The following is a 16,767-nucleotide window of genomic DNA, read 5'->3' on the forward strand; positions in this document are numbered from 1 at the left end:
AGGTGCGCGATGAAGCGCACGATCAGCATCCTCGCGGCGGCCGTCACACTCGGCGCAGCCCTCGCCTCTGCCTCACCCGTGCAGGCGGCGGCCCCAGTGGCCGCGCAGGACTGGCGGTGCACGTATGGCAGCCACAGCACCAACCCGCCGACCGGCAACCCCCGCACGAACTGGGTGATCGGCCAGCGGAGCAACGGCAGCGGCGTGTTCGGCGTGACCCGGCGGTACTGGCTGACCGAGATCGTCTACTTCAACTCCGGCGGCTCGTACAACCGGTTCGAGTCGGTGTCCTACGCGACGTGCGGGGTCTTCGGCTCGACCGTCTACACGCTCACCCCGGTCGCGGCCAGCGGGCAGGCACCGTGCACCGCGCCGGGAGAGTATTCGGAGGTGGCGGGCGGGAAGATCATCACCCACCGGTACGCCGGATCACGGGCCAGCGTGACCGGCGTGTTCTTCCCGGCCAGCTACACCTACCGCTTCTGGCACAGCGAGGAGCAGACCTCTCCGGGCGTGTGGTCGTGGACGGCCAGCAGCGTGGCCCGCTGCTGACCTCCCAGCTCACATGCGTTCCGGGGCCTCGATGCCGAGCAGGCCGAGGCCGGTGATCAGGGTCCGGGCGGTCGCGGCACAGAGCGTGAGCCGGCTGCCCCGCACCGCCCGGTCCTCCACCAGCACTGTGGACGTCTCGTAGAACTTGCTGAACAAGGACGCCAGGCCGAACAGGTACGTGGCGAGCCCGTGGAACTCCAGCGTCTCCCCCGCCCGGGTCACCACAGCACCGAAGCCGGTCAGTTCCAGGGCCAGCGCGCGCTCGGCGGGATTGGTCAGCACCACAGTGCCGTTCTCCGGCGCCCCGCCGGCCGTCCGCAGGATCGACTGGATCCGCGCGTTGGCGTACTGGAGGTACGGCGCGGTGTTCCCGTCGAAGGACAGCATCCGGTCCCAGTCGAACACGTAGTCCTTGATCCGGTCGGTCGACAGGTCGGCGTACTTGACCGCGCCGATGCCGACCGCGCGGGCCACAGCAGCCGGGTCCGGCACCCCGCGCCCGCCGATCGCGGCCTCGGCCCTGGTCACCGCCTCCGTCAGCAGCTCGGTCAGCTTCACCGTGCCGCCGGCCCTGGTCTTCAGCATCTTCCCGTCGGTACCGAGGACGGAACCGAAGGCGATGTGCTCCGGCGAGGCCCCGCCCAGCCAGCCGGCCTCCCGGGCCACCTGGAACACCATCTCGAAGTGCTGGCGCTGCGGCGCGCCGACGAAGTACAGCAGCCGGCCGGCCCCGAGGCCGTCCACCCTGGACCGCAGAGCCGCCAGGTCCGTCGCCGGGTACCCGAAGCCGCCGTCGCTCTTGCGGACGATCAGCGGCAGCGGCTCGCCGTCCCGCCCAGCGAACCCGGCCGGGAAGGCACACAGCGCGCCATCGCTCTCCGTGAGCAGGCCGAGCCCGTCCAGCGCGGACACCACTCCGGCAAGGTCACCGTTGTAGCGGCTCTCGCCCTGGAAGTCGGCGTCGGCGAGAAGAACTCCGAGTTGCCGGTACACAGTCATGAAGTATTTCCGTGATTCGGCGCCGAGCTGAGCCCACAGCCGCAAAGTTTGCGGATCTCCATTTTGGAGCGCCACGACACGCGCGCGTGAGCGGGCAGCGAAATCCGGATCACTGTCGAATGCCGCCCTGGCCGCCTGATAGAACGCACTCAAATCGCCGGCGGACAGCGTGTGCGACGCCTCAGCCTCGCCAATCTCCATCATGTGCTCGATGAGCATGCCGAACGGCGTGCCCCAGTCGCCCAGATGATTGATCCGGATCACGGTATGACCGAGCCAGCCGAGCACCCTGGCCGCCGCGTCACCGAGCACGGTGGAGCGGAGGTGGCCGACGTGCATCTCCTTGGCCACGTTCGGGCCGGAGTAGTCGACGACGATCACCCCGGGATCGGCCACCTCCGGCACGCCCAGCCTCGGGTCGGCAGCCAGCTGGCCGGCGCGCCCGGCGAGCACGTCGTCCCTGATGGTCAGGTTGACGAAGCCCGGGCCGGAGATCTCGGCGGAGCTGACGAGATCGTCCAGAGTGGAGCGGGCGAGGATCGCCGCCGCGATCTCGCGCGGCGGCCGGCCGAGCTGCCTGGCCAGTGCGAGCGCGCCGTCAGCCTGGAAGTCGGCGTGCGCCGACCGTCGCAGCGCGGGATCCGCCGGGTGTCCGGTAGCGGCTTCCATCGCGTGCGCGAGCCGCTCGGTGAGCAGCTCTTCCAGATTCTCCATCCGCGGACTGTAGACGACGGGCGCGCCTTCCCTCATTCGCTTTTCTCAAACATGGAATACCTGTCTATTTACTGACCGGACCTTCCTTGCCTGACATGCCCGATGTTTCCTAAGATTGCGCTGCAAGGGTACCCCCTTTCGCATGGCCTCCAGAATCCCGTTCCCCCATTCCCCGCACCGATTCCCGCACCGTGTCGTACACCTTTCTGATGGGTGGTGTTGGTTGTGTCTGTGACCGAATCTGCTCCCGGGCTCGACGCCCAGGCGCAGTCCAGCCTCGCGACTGCCGCAGCGCGGAACTTGGCGACGACCACCAAGTCCGTGCCGCAGATGCAGAGCATCACGTCGCGCTGGCTGGTCAAGCTCCTGCCGTGGATCCAGGCCACCGGCGGCGTCTACCGGGTCAACCGCCGCCTGACCTACGCGATCGGCGACGGCCGGGTGACCTTCACCAGCACCGGCGGCGACATCCGGGTCGTGCCACAGGAGCTGCGCGAGCTGCCAGCCCTGCGCGGTTTCGACGACGAGGAGGTGCTGGCCGAGCTGGCCGGGCGGTTCCAGCAGCAGCACTTCGAGCCCGGTGACGTGATCGTCGAGTTCGGACACCAGGCCGACCAGGTGTTCCTGCTCGCGCACGGCAAGGTGAGCAAGACGGGGGTCGGCGAGTTCGGCGCGCAGACCGTGCTCGGCGTGCTGGCCAACGGCGACTACTTCGGCGAGCAGTCGCTCGTGGAGGACCAGAGCATCTGGGAGTTCACGGTCAAGGCAGTCACCCCGTGCACCGTGCTCGTGCTCCCCCAGTCGGCCTTCGCCGAGCTGGCGGACCGCTCACCGGAACTCCAGGCCCACATCGCCGACCTCCAGGGCCGCGCCGGGCACGACCAGAACGCGCACGGCGAGGCAGCCATCAACATGGCGGCCGGCCACACCGGCGAGCCGGAGCTGCCCGGCACGTTCGTGGACTACGAGCTGTCCCCGCGCGAGTACGAGCTGCAGGTCGCACAGACCATCCTCAAGGTCCACTCCCGGGTCGCCGACCTCTACAACAACCCGATGAACCAGACCGAGCAGCAGCTCCGGCTGACCATCGAGGCCCTGAGGGAACGCCAGGAACACGAGCTCGTCAACAACCGCGACTTCGGCCTGCTCCACAACGCCGACCTCAAGCAGCGCATCCACACGCGCACCGGCCCGCCGACCCCGGACGACATGGACGACCTGCTCGCCACGGTGTGGAAGGAGCCGACGTTCTTCCTCGCGCACCCCCGGGTGATCGCGGCGTTCGGCCGGGAGTGCACGAAGCGCGGGATCTACCCGACCAGCGCCGACGCGGCCGGGCAGATGGTGCCGGCCTGGCGGGGCGTGCCGATCTACCCGTGCGGCAAGATCCCGATCACCGAGACCCAGACCAGCTCGATCATGCTGGTCCGGGCGGGCGAGGCCAACCAGGGCGTGATCGGCCTGCACCAGACCGGCATCCCCGACGAGTACCAGCCGGGGCTGTCCGTGCGCTTCATGGGCATCAACGAGCAGGCCATCATCAGCTACCTCGTCAGCACGTACTTCTCGGCCGCCGTCCTCGTCCCCGACGCCCTCGGCATCCTCGAGCACGTCGAGATCGGCCACTGAGGACACCTCGCCGAACCACCAGGCCCGGGGCTGACACCTGTCCCGGGCCTGTTCGCCAGCCTGCTCGTTGGGCACTCAGACATATCCGAAGCCAGTTAGGTGGTGTTGGCAGTGACCGTCACGGAATCCGTGAGCCCGCCGGCCGCGTCGAGCCTTGGTACCCAGGCAGCGCGCAATCTCGCGACGACGACCAAGTCCGTACCCCAGATGCAGGGCATCTCCCCGCGCTGGCTGCTCAAGCTGCTGCCCTGGGTGGAGGCCAAGGGCGGGGCGTACCGGGTCAACCGCCGGCTCACGTACACGGTCGGCGACGGCCGGCTGTCCTTCACCAGTACCGGCGCCCGGGTGCAGGTCGTGCCGCAGGAGCTGCGCGAGCTGCCAGCCCTGCGCGCCTTCCCGGACGACGAGGTGCTGGGCGAGCTGGCCCGCCGGTTCGAGCAGCGCGAGGTCGAGGCCGGTGAGCCGATCTTCACGGCCGGCGCGCCCCGCGACCAGGTCGTGCTGCTCGCGCACGGCAAGGTGGCCAAGTCCGGCGTGAGCGAGTACGGCGAGACCACCTCGCTGGGTGTCGTCTCCGACGGCGACCACTTCGGTGAGGAGCTGCTGACCGGCCAGGATGGACAGTGGGCGTTCAGCGCCCGGGCCGTCACGCCGGTGACCGTGCTCGTGCTGAGTGCCCCGGCGCTGGCCAGCCTGCGTGACCGTTCGCCGGAGCTGGCCGCGCACCTCGACGACGTGGCCTCGCTGGCGGGCAAGCCGCAGAACAAGCACGGCGAGGCCGAGATCGCGATGGCCGCCGGTCACACGGGCGAGCCGGAGTTGCCCGGCACGTTCGTGGACTACGAGCTGGCGCCGCGCGAGTACGAGCTGCAGGTCGCGCAGACCATCCTCCGGGTCCACTCCCGGGTCGCCGACCTCTACAACAACCCGATGAACCAGACCGAGCAGCAGCTGCGGCTCACGATCGAGGCGCTCAGGGAACGCCAGGAACACGAGCTGATCAACAACCGCGACTTCGGGCTGCTGTACAACGCCGACCTCAAGCAGCGCATCCACACCCACTCCGGCCCGCCCACCCCGGACGACATGGACGACCTGATCTCCCGCCGGCGCAAGACCCGGCTGATCCTGGCCCACCCCCAGGCCATCGCCGCCTTCGGCCGGGAGTGCACCAAGCGCAGCGTGTACCCGGACGTGACCGAGGTGGCCGGCACCCGGGCCATGACCTGGCGCGGCGTCCCGCTCCTGCCCTGCGACAAGATCCCGATCACCGAGTCGGGTACCAGCTCCATCCTCGCGATGCGGCTCGGCGAGGACGACCAGGGCGTGATCGGGCTGCACCAGACCGGGCTGCCGGACGAGTACCAGCCGGGGCTGTCGGTGCGCTTCATGGGCATCAACGAGCAGGCGATCATCGGGTACCTGGTCAGCACGTACTTCTCCGCCGCGGTCCTCGTCCCCGACGCGCTCGGCATCCTCGAGCACGTGGAACTGGGTCACTGATGAGCACCAAAGCTGCGACCGCCCGCCCGGTCAGGGAGCTGCTCTCCTGGAGCCGGTCGCTGACCGATCCGGCGCTGCGGGCGGCGGTGCGAGGGATGCCGGAGTCGATGGCGCTCGTCGCCGGGTACCACTTCGGCTGGCTGGACGCACACGGCAACCCGGCGCGTGGTGACGGCGGCAAGGCCATCCGGCCCGCCCTGGTCCTGCTCGCTGCGACCGCGGCCGGCGGCAGCCCGGAACGGGCGGTGCCGGCCTCCGTGGCGGTGGAGCTGATCCACAACTACTCGCTGCTGCACGACGACGTGATGGACGGCGACGAGACCCGCAGGCACCGGCCGACGGCGTGGACGGTGTTCGGCAGGTCCGGCGCGATCCTCGCCGGGGACGCGCTCCAGGTCCTCGCCTTCGACGTGCTGGCGGCCAGCGGGCACCGCGCTGCCCCCGACAGCATGCGGATGCTCAGCGGGGCCGTCCTCCAGCTCCTCGACGGGCAGGCCGCCGACCTCGCGTTCGAACGGCAGGATCAGGTCAGCGTCACCCAGTGCGTCGAGATGGCCCTGGCGAAGACGGGTGCGCTGCTGGGCTGCGCGTGCGCGATCGGCGCGCTGACCGGCGGCGCCCCGCCGGAGCAGGTGCAGCGCATGCGGCGGTTCGGCGAACTGCTCGGCCTCGCCTTCCAGCACGTCGACGACCTGCTGGGCATCTGGGGCGACCCGGAGCTGACCGGCAAGCCGGTCTACAACGACCTGGCCAGCCGGAAGAAGTCGCTGCCGGTGGTCAAGGCGCTCAACTCCGGTACGGGGGCCGGCCTGGAGCTGGCCGAGCGGTACGCCGCGCCCGGCCCGCTGGACCTGCGCCGGGCCGCCGAACTGGTCGACGAGGCCGGCGGGCGGCTGTGGAGCCAGGCGGAGGCCGACCGGCTGCTCGCGGAGGCACTCGTCGAGATCGGCCCGGCAACGTCGGAGGGCGGAACGGCCGCCGAGCTGATCTCGCTGGCGAAGCTGGCGACCCACCGGGATCACTGACGACCGCCCGAGGGCGCCCCGATCTCTCCACTGTGGAGGGGTCAGGGCGCTCTCTTTTTCCTTGTACTGTGCGGGCATGACCAAAGATCAACGACTGGAGCTGGCGGACAGCCTGTACCACGCTGCCGTCTTCGGCGGGGACGGCACCGCGCCCGGCACGGCGAACGAGCACCTCGACAGCCTTGAAGCCGACCTGTCCGTGGCCCGCGCCCGCGTGCTCCACGCGGCATTCCTCCGGGACCGGGCCGAGCAGCCCGGCCAGCTGCCCGCCGCACAGCGCGCGGCGGAACTGTACGCGGCGCTCGGCGACGACCGGGGCCTGGCGGAGGCCGAATTCGCGCTCGGGTGCTACCACCAGGTCGTCAAGGGCGACGGGGCCGCGGCCCAGCCCCACTTCGAGCGCTCGGCGGAACTCGCCAGAGCCACGGGCGACAACCTGACGCTCTCCTACGCCGTGCGGCACCTCGGCTTCGCCGCCGGGATGGGTGGCGACCGGGTCACGGCCCGCGCGCTGCTGGAGGAGTCCGCAGCCCTGCGCCGGAAGCTGGACTTCCCGGCGGGCCTCGCCGCCGCCGTCCTCGCCCTCGGCGACCTGGCCTATCGCGACGGCCGCCCCGAGGAGGCCCGCGCGTACCTGGCGGAGGCGACAGTGATCGCGACTGAGTGCGGGGCGCACGGGGTGCTGGCATGGATCGAGGGGACCCGCGCGGAACACGAGCCCAGCACCCCGACTGGGTAGAAATATCCGATATGCCATGATCGGCCGGTGATCGGGTTCATCCGGATGGTCGCCCGGCGGCGGGCTCGGCAGCCAGCAGGCTCCGGGCGGCCGCGTCGCTGGTGGATGCTTGAGGGCCTGGCAGGCCTGGGCTCAGTCGCGGCCGCCCAGTGGCTGCTCAAGGAGTCCACTGTGTCCGTCTGGCTGGTGGCGGCGCTGATGGTCGGCGGTGGCGTCGTACTCGCCGACGCGATGATCCCGGTGGCCGCACGGGTCTTCCCCGCCGAGCGCTGCGAGGCCCTGGGGAACCTGGTCGGCGGCGCACTCGCCATCGTCGGCACGGTGTACGCGATCGTCGTCGGTTTCGTCGTCGTGGTCGTGTGGCAGTCGGTGTCGGACGCGGAGACCACCGTCGCCAGGGAATCCAACGCCATCGCCGGGCTCGAACGCATGTCACGGGGCTACGCCGTGCCGGTCCGCCGTCAGGTCCAGGAGGCAGCGCGGACGTACCTGCGGCTGGTCATCGACGAGGAGTGGGACGCGATGGCCGAGCGCCGGTCGAGCGCCAGGGCAGACGCGGCGCTGGTCGAGCTGTGGAACGTGTACACGGACCTGGCACCTGCCGACCGGACCACCCCGCTGTACGCCGAGTCCCTGTCCCGGCTGAACGAGATCAGCGACAACCGCCGGCTCCGGCTCCAGGCCACCGGCAACCGCATCCCGCCGCTGATGTGGCTGCTCGTGTATCTCGGCGCCGTGGTGACGATGGTGCTGGCGTACGCCTTCGGGGTGCAGCACGGCTGGTACACCCGGATGGTGATCTGGATCCTGTCCGGGATGCTGGCGTTCGCGGTCTTCCTCGTCGCGGCCCTCGACGCGCCCTTCGACGACCGGATGTCGGTGGAACCAGCGGCGTTCGTCTTCGTGCAGGACAACATGGCGGAGCTGGAACGGTGACGGGGCTCAGCAGGCGCGCGCTGCTGGGCGCGGCCGGCGGCCTCGCAGCTGCTGCGCTGGCCGGCTGCGGGGAACGGCCGGGAGCCGGCCCGGTCAAGGTGGGCGTCCTGCACTCCCTGACCGGCAGCGTGGCGATCTCCGAGGCCCCGATCAACGACGCGACCCTGATGGCGATCGACGAGGTCAACGCCGCAGGCGGGCTGCTCGGCCGCAGGCTGGACCCGATCGTGGTCGACGGCAGGTCGGACTGGCCGGCCTTCGCCGCCGCGATCGAGCGGCTGATCACCGTGGACAAGGTCGCGGTGGTCTTCGGCTGCTACACGTCCGCGAGCAGGCGGACCGTGGTACCCATCGTGGAGAGGCACGACACGCTGCTGGTCTACCCGACTTTTTACGAGGGCCTGGAGCTGTCGCCCAACATCCTCTACACGGGAGCGTGCCCGAACCAGTTCATCACGCCGGCGATGCGCTGGTTCTTCGACAACCGCGGCAAGTCCTTCTTCCTCGCCGGGTCGGACTACGTCTTCCCGCACGCCACCAACGCCGTCATCCGCGACCAGCTCGGCCAGCTCGGGGCGAAGATCTGCGGGGAGGAGTACCTGCTGCTCGGCGAGACCCGCGTCGAGCCGGTGATCAAGGAGATCCTGCGGACCAGGCCCGAGGTGATCGTCAGTACCGTCGTCGGCGACACCAACATCCCCTTCTTCCGCGCCCTGCGCTCGGCCGGGATCACGCCCAAGGTGATCCCCACGGTGTCGGTGGTGATCAACGAGATCGAGCTGCCCTCGCTGGACCCGCGCCAGATGGCTGGCGACTACGTCGGCCTGAACTACTTCCAGAGCGTGCCCAGCGCCGAGAACCAGCGGTTCGTCCGCGACTTCCAGGCACGCTTCGGCGCGGACCGCGTGATCGGCGACCCGATGGAGGCCGCGTACTTCGGCGTGCACCTGTGGGCGCAGGCGGTCCGGTCGGCCGAGTCGCTGGACACCCGGCTGGTGCGGGAGGCGCTGCGCGGCCAGCGGTTCAGGGCACCGAGCGGCACGGTGTACGTCGACGAGGTCAACCTGCACACCTGGAAGAAGGCCCGGATCGGCCAGATCCGCCCCGACGGGCAGCTCAGCATCGTGTGGACCTCCGAGGCGCCGATCCACCCGGTACCCTATGCCGTCTACCGGACCAGGCAGCAGTGGGACGAGATGCTCGCCTCGATGTACGCGGGCTGGGGGAACGGCTGGGCACGCCCGGCCTGACGCCCGTCACTCACAACGTGTCCTCGAAGGGGGACTCCGGCCAGGTCAGCGCGAGCGGCCCGCCGAACAGCCGCCGCCCGCAGGCCAGCATCCGGAGCCGGAACCGCAGGTCCGCCGCCAGCCACGAGTACCCGGGCCGGACCGGCTCGCCCAGCAGCCCAGCAGTGTCGGCGAGGTAGACGCCGAACCCCGGGTACATCAGCTCGACGCACGGCAGGTCGTCGATGTCGAGGGCACAGATCGGGTACTCGCCGTGCTCGTCGGGCTCCGTCACGATCATGACCCGGCGGGAGTCCGAACCGCCGGGCAGCAGCAGGCACTCGGGGAACACCGGCGACAGCGCCCGGTACATGGTGCCCCAGCCGGGGCCGAACTCGTCCATCGCCAGCTCGCCGAGCGGCCGGACGGCGAAGGAACCCTCCCCGTCGAACCAGCCCGACCGCTCCAGCATGGACGTGTCGAAGGCGAGCCAGCGGGCCAGGCTCGGCGGCACCGGCCGTCCACTGGGGAATGTCTCGGGCACCTCGGGCCCGGCTGGGCGGGGCTCGCCGGACACCCACGGCCCGAAAGCCGGGTAGTAGCCAAGGACGGGCCTGCCCGGATCAGCGCTGACCAGTTCCACGACCCGCTCGGCGAAAGCCAGGTCGCTGCTGTCAGCCGTGCTCGTCGTCATGGCAGGCGAGACTACCGGCCCGGTACGACACTCACTGCCGGGACAGCCACCAGCGGAGGGAGGGTGGCGATCTCCCGGCGGTGGAAGGCCGCCAGCCCGGCGGAGAACCCACCGGGCTGGCTTCCGGCGTGCACGACGGGACTCCCGAGCCGTCCCTCGATCCGGGCCCGGACGCCGCTGGGCAGCGCTGCCCAGCCAATCCGCCGGGTACCGGTGACTGGCAGCACCACGCGGCTCCTTCCGCTGCGCCTACGTGCGGTAGAGCCGTTCCAGGTAGGACGGCCCGTAGTACTGCTCCAGCTCTTCCAGCGTGGCCTCGACCTGCTGCACGCTCTTCACGATCTGGGCGTGCGAGCGGACGGCCTTCGGCTGCCACGACTCCGGCTGCCACAGCTCGGAACGGAGGAAGGCCTTGGCGCAGTGGTGGAAGATCTGCTCGATCTCGACGACGATCGCGAGCCGGGGCCGGTGACCCTTCACGACCATCCGGTCGAAGAACGGCGCGTCGCTGACCAGCCTGGCCCGGCCGTTGATCCGCAGGGTGTCCCCGCGCCCCGGGATCATGTACAGGAGGCCGACGTGCGGGTTGGCCAGGATGTTGCGGAAGCCGTCGACGCGGCCGTTGCCCGGCCGGTCGGGGATGGCGATGGTGCGGTCGTCGAGGACGAGGGTGAAGCCCGGCGGGTCGCCCTTCGGGGAGACGTCGCAGCTCCCGTCCGGCCCGGACGTGGCGATCAGGCAGAAGGGCGACGCCGCCAGCCACTCCCGGTCGACGTCCAGGAGGGCGGGACGGTCCTTGGCCGCGGCACGGGCGCCCGGCTCACCGACGATGGCTCGTAACTCGGCCTCGCTCGACACATACTCCATGATCAAGAGGGTACTGGGCCGATCCAGCCCGCCGTGCCGACACAGCACTCGTTGCCCTCGGGGTCGGCCAGCACCCAGTGCCCCGGTGCGTACTCCGCGCTGACCAGGCGCCCGCCAGCGGCCAGGGCGGCGGCGATCCGGGCCTCGGCCTGGTCGTAGGGCACCCAGAGGTCGATGTGCATCCGGTTGCGCTGCGGACGGGGCTCGTCCATCTGCTGGAAGTAGAACGGGCCGCTGCGGCCGCGCGGGTCGACCAGGTCCTCGGGGCTGCCCGCCCGGTGCGTGTAGCCGAGCAGCGCACGCCAGAACGCCACCACCTCCGGCCCCGACAGCGCGTCGAGCGTGACCTGCACACACTGCACCGACGAAGGGTCGGCAGGAAAGCCCAGCGCACGGGCCAGCGCGGAGATCTCCAGCGCCAGGGCCACGTCGTCCTTCGTCATGCCGAAGAAGGTGTCCGTGAGGGTGATCAGGCGGACCGTCACGGCCTCCGGCCGCAGGTCGACGTCGGGCTGCCTGCCCCCGGCGGAGGTCAGGTCGCTGAGGGCCTGGACGAACCGCGCTCCGGCCGCGAAGGACCCGGTCGCGAAGCAGGCTGCCGCCCCGTCGCCGAGCACCCGCCAGTCTTCCAGGCCAGCCGTCTCGTGGAACTGCTGTGGACTTACCCGTTCGGTCATGCCGCGCACGCTAGCAGCGACCTACGACAGTACTGATGCGTGACTGATTCCGGGGCGCTCGAAGCTCCGTAACGTTCTCCCTGTCAGAAAGACAGCGAAAAGCAAACAAAGAGGACGGAAATCATGAACGCGAACATCGTCGAGGGTTACCTGGCAGCCTGGAACGCTCCCGCCGCCGAGCGCGAGGCCCGGATCGCCGAGACCTTCGCCCCCGAGGTCACCTACGTCGACCCGATCGTCGACGTGGCCGGCCACGAGGCGCTCGGCGCGGTGATCGGCGCGGTGCAGGGCCAGTTCGCCGGGCTGGTGTTCAGCCAGGTCGGCACGGCCGACGCGCACCACAACCTGGTCCGCTTCCAGTGGGGCCTCGGCCCGGCCGGTGGCGAGCCGGTCGTGATCGGCTCGGACGTCGCGGTGCTCGACGAGGCCGGCCGGATCGTCTCGGTACACGGATTCCTGGACAAGGTCCCGGCGTAACTCCTTCCCTCTCCGTTCCCCAGAAAGGACACTCCCCTCATGAAGCTGCTCCGCACCGCCCTGCGCCTCGACTCGGTCGTCACCACCGGCAACGGCCTGGCGTATCTGGCCTTCGCCGGGCCACTGCACGAGCTGCTCGGCCCCAGTGCCGGCCTCCTGCGAGCGCTCGGCATCCTCCTGATTCTGTACGGCGCCGCCGTCATGCTGGTCTCCCTCCCAGCGGCGATCAGCCGCGCCGCGACCTGGACGGTGGTCGCGGTGAACGGGCTGTGGACGGTCGCCAGCATCGCCGAGCTGCTGGCCGGCGGGCTCGACACGACGACCGCCGGGAGCGTGTGGGTCGTGCTCCAGGCCCTGACCGTGGGCGGGTTCGCCGGGCTCCAGTTCCTCGGGCTGCGCTCGGCGGCGGAGCCGGGCCTGGCCGCCAGCTCCACCCGCTGAGTATCGAGATAGACACAGTTCTATGCATTGCCGGGCACGAGGCGTTGTCTACTGTGGATCGCTGGCTATCGTGGTGGCGTGAGCTACATGATCCTCGGCGGGCTGGCGGGCAAGCAGCGCCTCGACGCCCTGCACTGCGCGTACCAGGCGGCGACGCTGACCCTGCTCGCCGCCGCCGGGGTACGCCGCGGCGCGCGCTGCCTCGACCTGGGCTGCGGCGGCGGCCACGCCACCCGCGAGCTCGCGCAGGCCGTCGGCCCGCTCGGCTCAGTGACCGGGATCGACATCGACGCCGAGATCCTGGAGCTGGCCCGGCGCGACACCCGGCACCAGCACAACGTGGAGTACCGGGTGGGCGACGCGAACGACCTGCCCGAGGGCGCGTACGACGTGGTCTACGCCCGGCTCCTGCTCAGCCACCTCCCCGGCCGGGGCGAGGTCCTCGCGAGGATGGCGGCGGCCGCCGTGCCCGGCGGGCTGGTCATCGTCGAGGACCTCGACTGGGACGGGGCGTTCTGCTACCCGCCGCACCCGGCCTTCGACCGGTACTGGGAGATCCACGCCCAGCTCCACGAGCGGCGCGGCGGCGACCCGAGGACGGGCCCGAAGCTGCCGGCCCTGATGCGCGAGGCCGGCCTGGCCGACGTCCGGCTGAGCCTGGCCCACCCGGCGCACCTGGAAGGCACCGGCAAGCTCGTCCACGCCCTCACCTGGCGTAACATCTCGGCCGCCGCGCTCAGCGAGGGGCTGACCACCGCCGGGGAGGTGCTGGAGATCGGCCGGGCGCTGGCCGCGCTCACCGAGGACCCGGCCGTGATCCTCGCCCTGCCCCGTACCTTCCAGGTCTGGGGGCGCAGGCCGGCCCCGCGCGTGCCGCGCCAGTACGTCGCCCGCTAAGTGAGTGTGACGCAGGCCAGTTGTCGTGGATTGGCCCGAGACAGCGTCACGCTGGGTGCATAACGTTCCGGGCATGACAGAGATTCTTCGGTACGCGGCGTTCACCTCCTCCCCTCGCGCGGGCAACCCGGCCGGGGTGGTGCTCGACGCCACGGGGCTCGGCGAGGACCGGATGCTGGCCATCGCGGCGGAGGTCGGGTACTCGGAGACGGCGTTCCTGACCCCGGCCGGCCCCCGGGCGTACCAGGCCAGGTACTTCAGCCCCGAGATCGAGGTCCCGTTCTGCGGGCACGCGACGGTGGCGACGGCCGTGGCCCTGGCCGAACGCGACGGCCCGGGCGAGCTGACCTTCCACACCCAGGCCGGCGAGATCCGCATCCAGACCACTGTGGACGGTGACCGCCAGGCTTCCGCCGTCCTGACCAGCGTCCCGACCCGCTCGGAGCCGGCCGCCGACGCCGATGTCGACGCAGCCCTCGCCGCACTCGGCTGGGCGCGGGCTGACCTCGACGCGGCCCTGCCGCCCAGGGTCGCCTACGCCGGGGCGCTCCACCTCGTGCTGGCCGTGCGTACCCGGGCCCGCCTGGCCGCACTGGACTACGACTTCGCCGCGCTCCGGGACCTCATGGTCGCGCGCGGCTGGGTCACGCTCCAGCTCGCCTGGCGCGAGTCCCCGGCGGTGTACCGGGTCCGCAACCCGTTCCCGCCCGGCGGCATCGTCGAGGACCCGGCGACGGGCGCGGCTGCCGCCGCCTTCGGCGGGTACCTGCGCGACCTCGGCCTCGCCGCACCCGGTGCCGAGCTCACGCTGCACCAGGGCGAGGACATGGGCCGCCCGAGCCTGCTGCGGGTCGGCGTCCGCCCCGACGGCCGGGTCGACGTGGCCGGCCAGGCCGTCGCGATCAGCCAGTAGTACTGATCCTTACGGCAGGGCTGCGGTGATGCCGTCCCAGAGGCGCGTGCGGGCGTCGAGGGTGGAGGTGACGGCCTCGACGCAGTCCTGCCACTTCTGCTGGTCGTCGCCGCAGAGGTCGGCCAGCATCTGCATGGCCATCGGCGTGTGCTCCTCGTCGTCGACCTGGATGTGGCGGCGCAGGTAGTCCACGAACAGGCCGAGCTTGCCTGTGTTCTCGTTGACGTCGACGACCTGCTGGAACATCTCGGGGATGAGGTCCTCGCGGCCGAAGGCGAAGGCTGCAGCCTGGCAGTGCAGCGGGGACTCCTGGATGAACGCGAAGGTGCTGCGCACGAAACCGGCGGACGGCTCCGGTACCGCTACCGCCGTGAGCGCCTCCGTCACCGGGGTGCCGTTCCGGATCAGGTCGATGAAGGACCCGATGACCGACGTGTCCGCCCCGGCCTCCTCCATCCCCCGCAGGTAGAGCTCGAAGTGGCTGATGAACCCGTCACCGAGGTCGTCGCTCTCCTCGACGAGGACGATGTCGTTGATCAGGCGGCGGCTCGACACCGGCCCTGACGGCACCCACGGGACGTCGACGCAGGTCAGGCTGCGCTGGAGCGACTTCAGCAGCGACATGAAGTCCCAGACGGCGTACACGTGGTGCTCCATGAACGTCACGATGGCCTCGTGTGACTTCAGCCGTGCGTACATGTCATGGGTGATCACGTTCGACCGTGCGGCGGCGACAGCCTCCTTCAGCTGGCTGATGCCTTCGTGCGACTGATCCCACTCGTACCGGGACATGGCTGACCCTCCCTGGATTGGCCTAGGGCTGACTTCCTGATGGATTCACGTAAGGCTAGGCGCGTTTCTGGCGGGCTCGCAATGGCCTGGAGCGGCGGTTCTCCACTTTAAAGTGAGGCGTCCCTCCATTTTCGAGGGTTATCCGGAGAGTGGCCTCCGCTTGTATGCTGCCGCGCATGGCAACTCGCAGGACACCAGCCGGGCCGCTCCGCCAGGACGCGCGCCGTAATCGGACCGCACTCGTGACCGCGGCCAAGGCAGCCTTCGCGGAGGAGGGGCTGAGCGCGGCGCTGGAGGGCGTCGCCCGCCGCGCCGGGGTGGCGATCGGCACGCTGTACCGCCACTTCCCGGCCCGGATGGACCTCGTCACGGCAGTCGTCGCCGACAAGAAACGCGCCTGGATCAAGGCCGCCGAGACCGCTGTCGTGATGGAGCCGGCCTGGGACGGGCTCGTGTACTTCCTGGAGCGGATCTGCGAACTCCAGGCCGGGGATCTCGCCTTCAACGACATCGCGTCGATGCGGTTCCAGCACGCGGGCATCGAGGCCGCCCGCAAGCGCGCCTACGACCTCGGCAGCCGGATCGTGGAGCGCGCCCAGGCGGAGGGCAGCCTGCGCGCCGACGTCACGGCCGAGGACCTGGCCTTCATCGTCTGGGCGCTCTCCCGGGTCAGCGAGGCGACGTACGCCATCAACCCGGACGCCTGGCGGCGTTACCTGGCGCTCACCCTCGACGGTTACCGGGCCAGCGCCGCCCACCCGCTGCCGGCCCCGCCGCTGCGCCCGCGACAGGTACTCCGGGCGCAGCTCCAGCTCGGACGGCGCCGGCTGCGGTGACGCCTGGTCCGGTGACGCGTGCTCAGCGGCCGCCGGCCACCCGCAGCACGGTGCCCGTCGTGTACGAGGCGTCCGGCCCCAGCAGCCAGGCCACCGCCCCGGCGATCTCCTCCGGCTGCCCCGAGCGGCCCAGCGGGGTCGTGGCCCCGATGCGGTCCGGCCGGGCCGGGTCGCCCATCGCGGCGTGCATGTCGGTGTAGATGGTGCCGGGCGCGACGGCGTTCACCCGGATCCCGGCCGGGCCGAGTTCCTTCGAGAGCCCGATCGTCATCGCGTCCACGGCGGCCTTGCTCGCCGCGTAGTGCACGTACTCCCCCGGGCTGCCCAGCGTCGCAGCGGCAGAGGAGATGTTGACGATCGCGCCACCGGCCGGCAGCACCCGCGCCGCGTACTGCGAGCACAACAGGTACCCGAAGACGTTGACCTCGATGACACGGCGGATGTCGGCCACCGGCTGGCCGGCCAGTGCACCGAGCTTCCCGGTGATGCCGGCGTTGTTGACCAGCCCGGTGACCGGCCCGAGCGTCGCCGCCGCCTCGAACAGCCGGGCGACGTCACCTTCCACAGTGGTGTCGCCCTGGACGGTCACGCACCGCCCACCGGCTTCTCCGACCTCCGCGCGCAGCCGCTCAGCCGCCGCCTGGTCGGAGGCGTACCCGATCGCGACGGCGTGCCCCTCGGCTGTCAGCCGCCGCACGATGGCCGCCCCGATGCCCCTGCTCCCGCCAGTTACCACTGTCACCTGGTCAGTCATGCCCGAACCCTACCTCCGCTGCCTGACCCGGAACACGAGCCCGGCTCCGGCCAGGACCGCTGCGGCGAGCAGGTTCCACGTGTCGTCCGGCCC

The 16,767-nt window shown here is 70.8% G+C and carries 19 protein-coding genes; 12 read left to right on the forward strand and 7 right to left on the reverse strand.

Translation table 11 applies throughout. The features are described 5' to 3' along the window. The first annotated feature begins 9 nt into the window (after positions 1-9). Positions 10-552 carry a hypothetical protein gene (locus A3G1_RS0116135; protein WP_018350508.1) on the forward strand — a complete coding sequence of 181 codons (543 nt, stop codon included), beginning with the start codon at positions 10-12 and terminating at the stop codon, positions 550-552. Positions 553-561: 9 nt separating this feature from the next. Here the strand turns inward: A3G1_RS0116135 and argS are convergent, their stop codons facing one another. Then, on the reverse strand, positions 562-2,265 hold the full coding sequence (gene argS / locus A3G1_RS0116140; RefSeq protein ID WP_018350509.1) for an arginine--tRNA ligase: 1,704 nt from the start codon (positions 2,263-2,265) through the stop codon (positions 562-564). Positions 2,266-2,496: 231 nt separating this feature from the next. Between argS and A3G1_RS0116145 the strand changes: the two genes are divergently transcribed. The 6 genes from A3G1_RS0116145 to A3G1_RS0116170 all read left to right on the forward strand — a co-directional run bounded on the left by A3G1_RS0116145 (position 2,497) and on the right by A3G1_RS0116170 (position 9,347). Next, the gene (locus A3G1_RS0116145; RefSeq protein WP_018350510.1) at positions 2,497-3,894 is read left to right on the forward strand and encodes a family 2B encapsulin nanocompartment shell protein; all 1,398 of its coding nucleotides are present in this window, start codon (positions 2,497-2,499) and stop codon (positions 3,892-3,894) included. 111 nt (positions 3,895-4,005) lie between these two features. Next, the gene (locus tag A3G1_RS0116150; RefSeq protein ID WP_018350511.1) at positions 4,006-5,397 is read left to right on the forward strand and encodes a family 2B encapsulin nanocompartment shell protein; all 1,392 of its coding nucleotides are present in this window, start codon (positions 4,006-4,008) and stop codon (positions 5,395-5,397) included. Further along, on the forward strand, positions 5,397-6,422 hold the full coding sequence (locus A3G1_RS0116155) for a family 2 encapsulin nanocompartment cargo protein polyprenyl transferase (RefSeq protein WP_018350512.1): 1,026 nt from the start codon (positions 5,397-5,399) through the stop codon (positions 6,420-6,422). The genes A3G1_RS0116150 and A3G1_RS0116155 overlap by 1 nt, the downstream gene beginning before the upstream one ends. Before the next feature lie 76 nt (positions 6,423-6,498). After that, on the forward strand, positions 6,499-7,161 hold the full coding sequence (locus A3G1_RS0116160; protein ID WP_018350513.1) for a hypothetical protein: 663 nt from the start codon (positions 6,499-6,501) through the stop codon (positions 7,159-7,161). A 27-nt stretch (positions 7,162-7,188) separates the two neighbouring features. Next, on the forward strand, positions 7,189-8,097 hold the full coding sequence (locus A3G1_RS0116165) for a bestrophin-like domain (RefSeq protein ID WP_018350514.1): 909 nt from the start codon (positions 7,189-7,191) through the stop codon (positions 8,095-8,097). Continuing rightward, on the forward strand, positions 8,094-9,347 hold the full coding sequence (locus tag A3G1_RS0116170) for an urea ABC transporter substrate-binding protein (protein WP_018350515.1): 1,254 nt from the start codon (positions 8,094-8,096) through the stop codon (positions 9,345-9,347). The genes A3G1_RS0116165 and A3G1_RS0116170 overlap by 4 nt, the downstream gene beginning before the upstream one ends. 10 nt (positions 9,348-9,357) lie before the next feature. Here the strand turns inward: A3G1_RS0116170 and A3G1_RS0116175 are convergent, their stop codons facing one another. Genes A3G1_RS0116175 through A3G1_RS0116190 form a run of 4 tightly spaced genes read right to left on the reverse strand, consistent with a single transcriptional unit; the run spans position 9,358 to position 11,564 of the window. Then, complete coding sequence (locus A3G1_RS0116175; protein ID WP_018350516.1) at positions 9,358-10,020, reverse strand: hypothetical protein; 663 nt, start codon at positions 10,018-10,020, stop codon at positions 9,358-9,360. 11 nt (positions 10,021-10,031) lie between these two features. Then, complete coding sequence (locus A3G1_RS0116180; protein WP_018350517.1) at positions 10,032-10,250, reverse strand: hypothetical protein; 219 nt, start codon at positions 10,248-10,250, stop codon at positions 10,032-10,034. Positions 10,251-10,269: 19 nt separating this feature from the next. After that, positions 10,270-10,887 (reverse strand): pyridoxamine 5'-phosphate oxidase family protein, encoded by a 618-nt coding sequence (locus A3G1_RS0116185; protein WP_018350518.1) that lies wholly within the window; start codon positions 10,885-10,887, stop codon positions 10,270-10,272. A gap of 2 nt (positions 10,888-10,889) precedes the next feature. Then, positions 10,890-11,564 carry a VOC family protein gene (locus A3G1_RS0116190; protein WP_018350519.1) on the reverse strand — a complete coding sequence of 225 codons (675 nt, stop codon included), beginning with the start codon at positions 11,562-11,564 and terminating at the stop codon, positions 10,890-10,892. A 123-nt stretch (positions 11,565-11,687) separates the two neighbouring features. Here A3G1_RS0116190 and A3G1_RS0116195 point away from each other — a divergent pair, with 123 nt between their 5' ends. The 4 genes from A3G1_RS0116195 to A3G1_RS0116210 all read left to right on the forward strand — a co-directional run bounded on the left by A3G1_RS0116195 (position 11,688) and on the right by A3G1_RS0116210 (position 14,292). Beyond that, entirely contained in the window at positions 11,688-12,041 is a 354-nt protein-coding gene (locus A3G1_RS0116195) for a nuclear transport factor 2 family protein (RefSeq protein ID WP_018350520.1), read from the forward strand. A 39-nt stretch (positions 12,042-12,080) separates the two neighbouring features. Continuing rightward, on the forward strand, positions 12,081-12,482 hold the full coding sequence (locus tag A3G1_RS0116200; RefSeq protein ID WP_018350521.1) for a hypothetical protein: 402 nt from the start codon (positions 12,081-12,083) through the stop codon (positions 12,480-12,482). 87 nt (positions 12,483-12,569) lie between these two features. Beyond that, on the forward strand, positions 12,570-13,379 hold the full coding sequence (locus tag A3G1_RS38650; protein ID WP_245563519.1) for a methyltransferase domain-containing protein: 810 nt from the start codon (positions 12,570-12,572) through the stop codon (positions 13,377-13,379). A 73-nt stretch (positions 13,380-13,452) separates the two neighbouring features. Beyond that, positions 13,453-14,292 (forward strand): PhzF family phenazine biosynthesis protein, encoded by an 840-nt coding sequence (locus A3G1_RS0116210; protein WP_026212189.1) that lies wholly within the window; start codon positions 13,453-13,455, stop codon positions 14,290-14,292. 9 nt (positions 14,293-14,301) lie between these two features. On the opposite strand, the gene A3G1_RS0116215 is transcribed toward A3G1_RS0116210, so the two are convergent. After that, positions 14,302-15,084 (reverse strand): DUF3050 domain-containing protein, encoded by a 783-nt coding sequence (locus A3G1_RS0116215; protein WP_018350524.1) that lies wholly within the window; start codon positions 15,082-15,084, stop codon positions 14,302-14,304. A 176-nt stretch (positions 15,085-15,260) separates the two neighbouring features. On the opposite strand from A3G1_RS0116215, the gene A3G1_RS0116220 reads away from it, so the two are divergent. Beyond that, a complete protein-coding gene (locus A3G1_RS0116220; RefSeq protein ID WP_026212190.1) occupies positions 15,261-15,920 on the forward strand; it encodes a TetR/AcrR family transcriptional regulator in 660 nt (219 codons plus the stop codon). 22 nt (positions 15,921-15,942) lie between these two features. Here the strand turns inward: A3G1_RS0116220 and A3G1_RS0116225 are convergent, their stop codons facing one another. Next, the gene (locus tag A3G1_RS0116225; RefSeq protein WP_018350526.1) at positions 15,943-16,674 is read right to left on the reverse strand and encodes an SDR family NAD(P)-dependent oxidoreductase; all 732 of its coding nucleotides are present in this window, start codon (positions 16,672-16,674) and stop codon (positions 15,943-15,945) included. Positions 16,675-16,767: the final 93 nt, after the last annotated feature.

Source organism: Longispora albida DSM 44784, assembly GCF_000379825.1.
Classification (GTDB): domain Bacteria; phylum Actinomycetota; class Actinomycetes; order Mycobacteriales; family Micromonosporaceae; genus Longispora; species Longispora albida.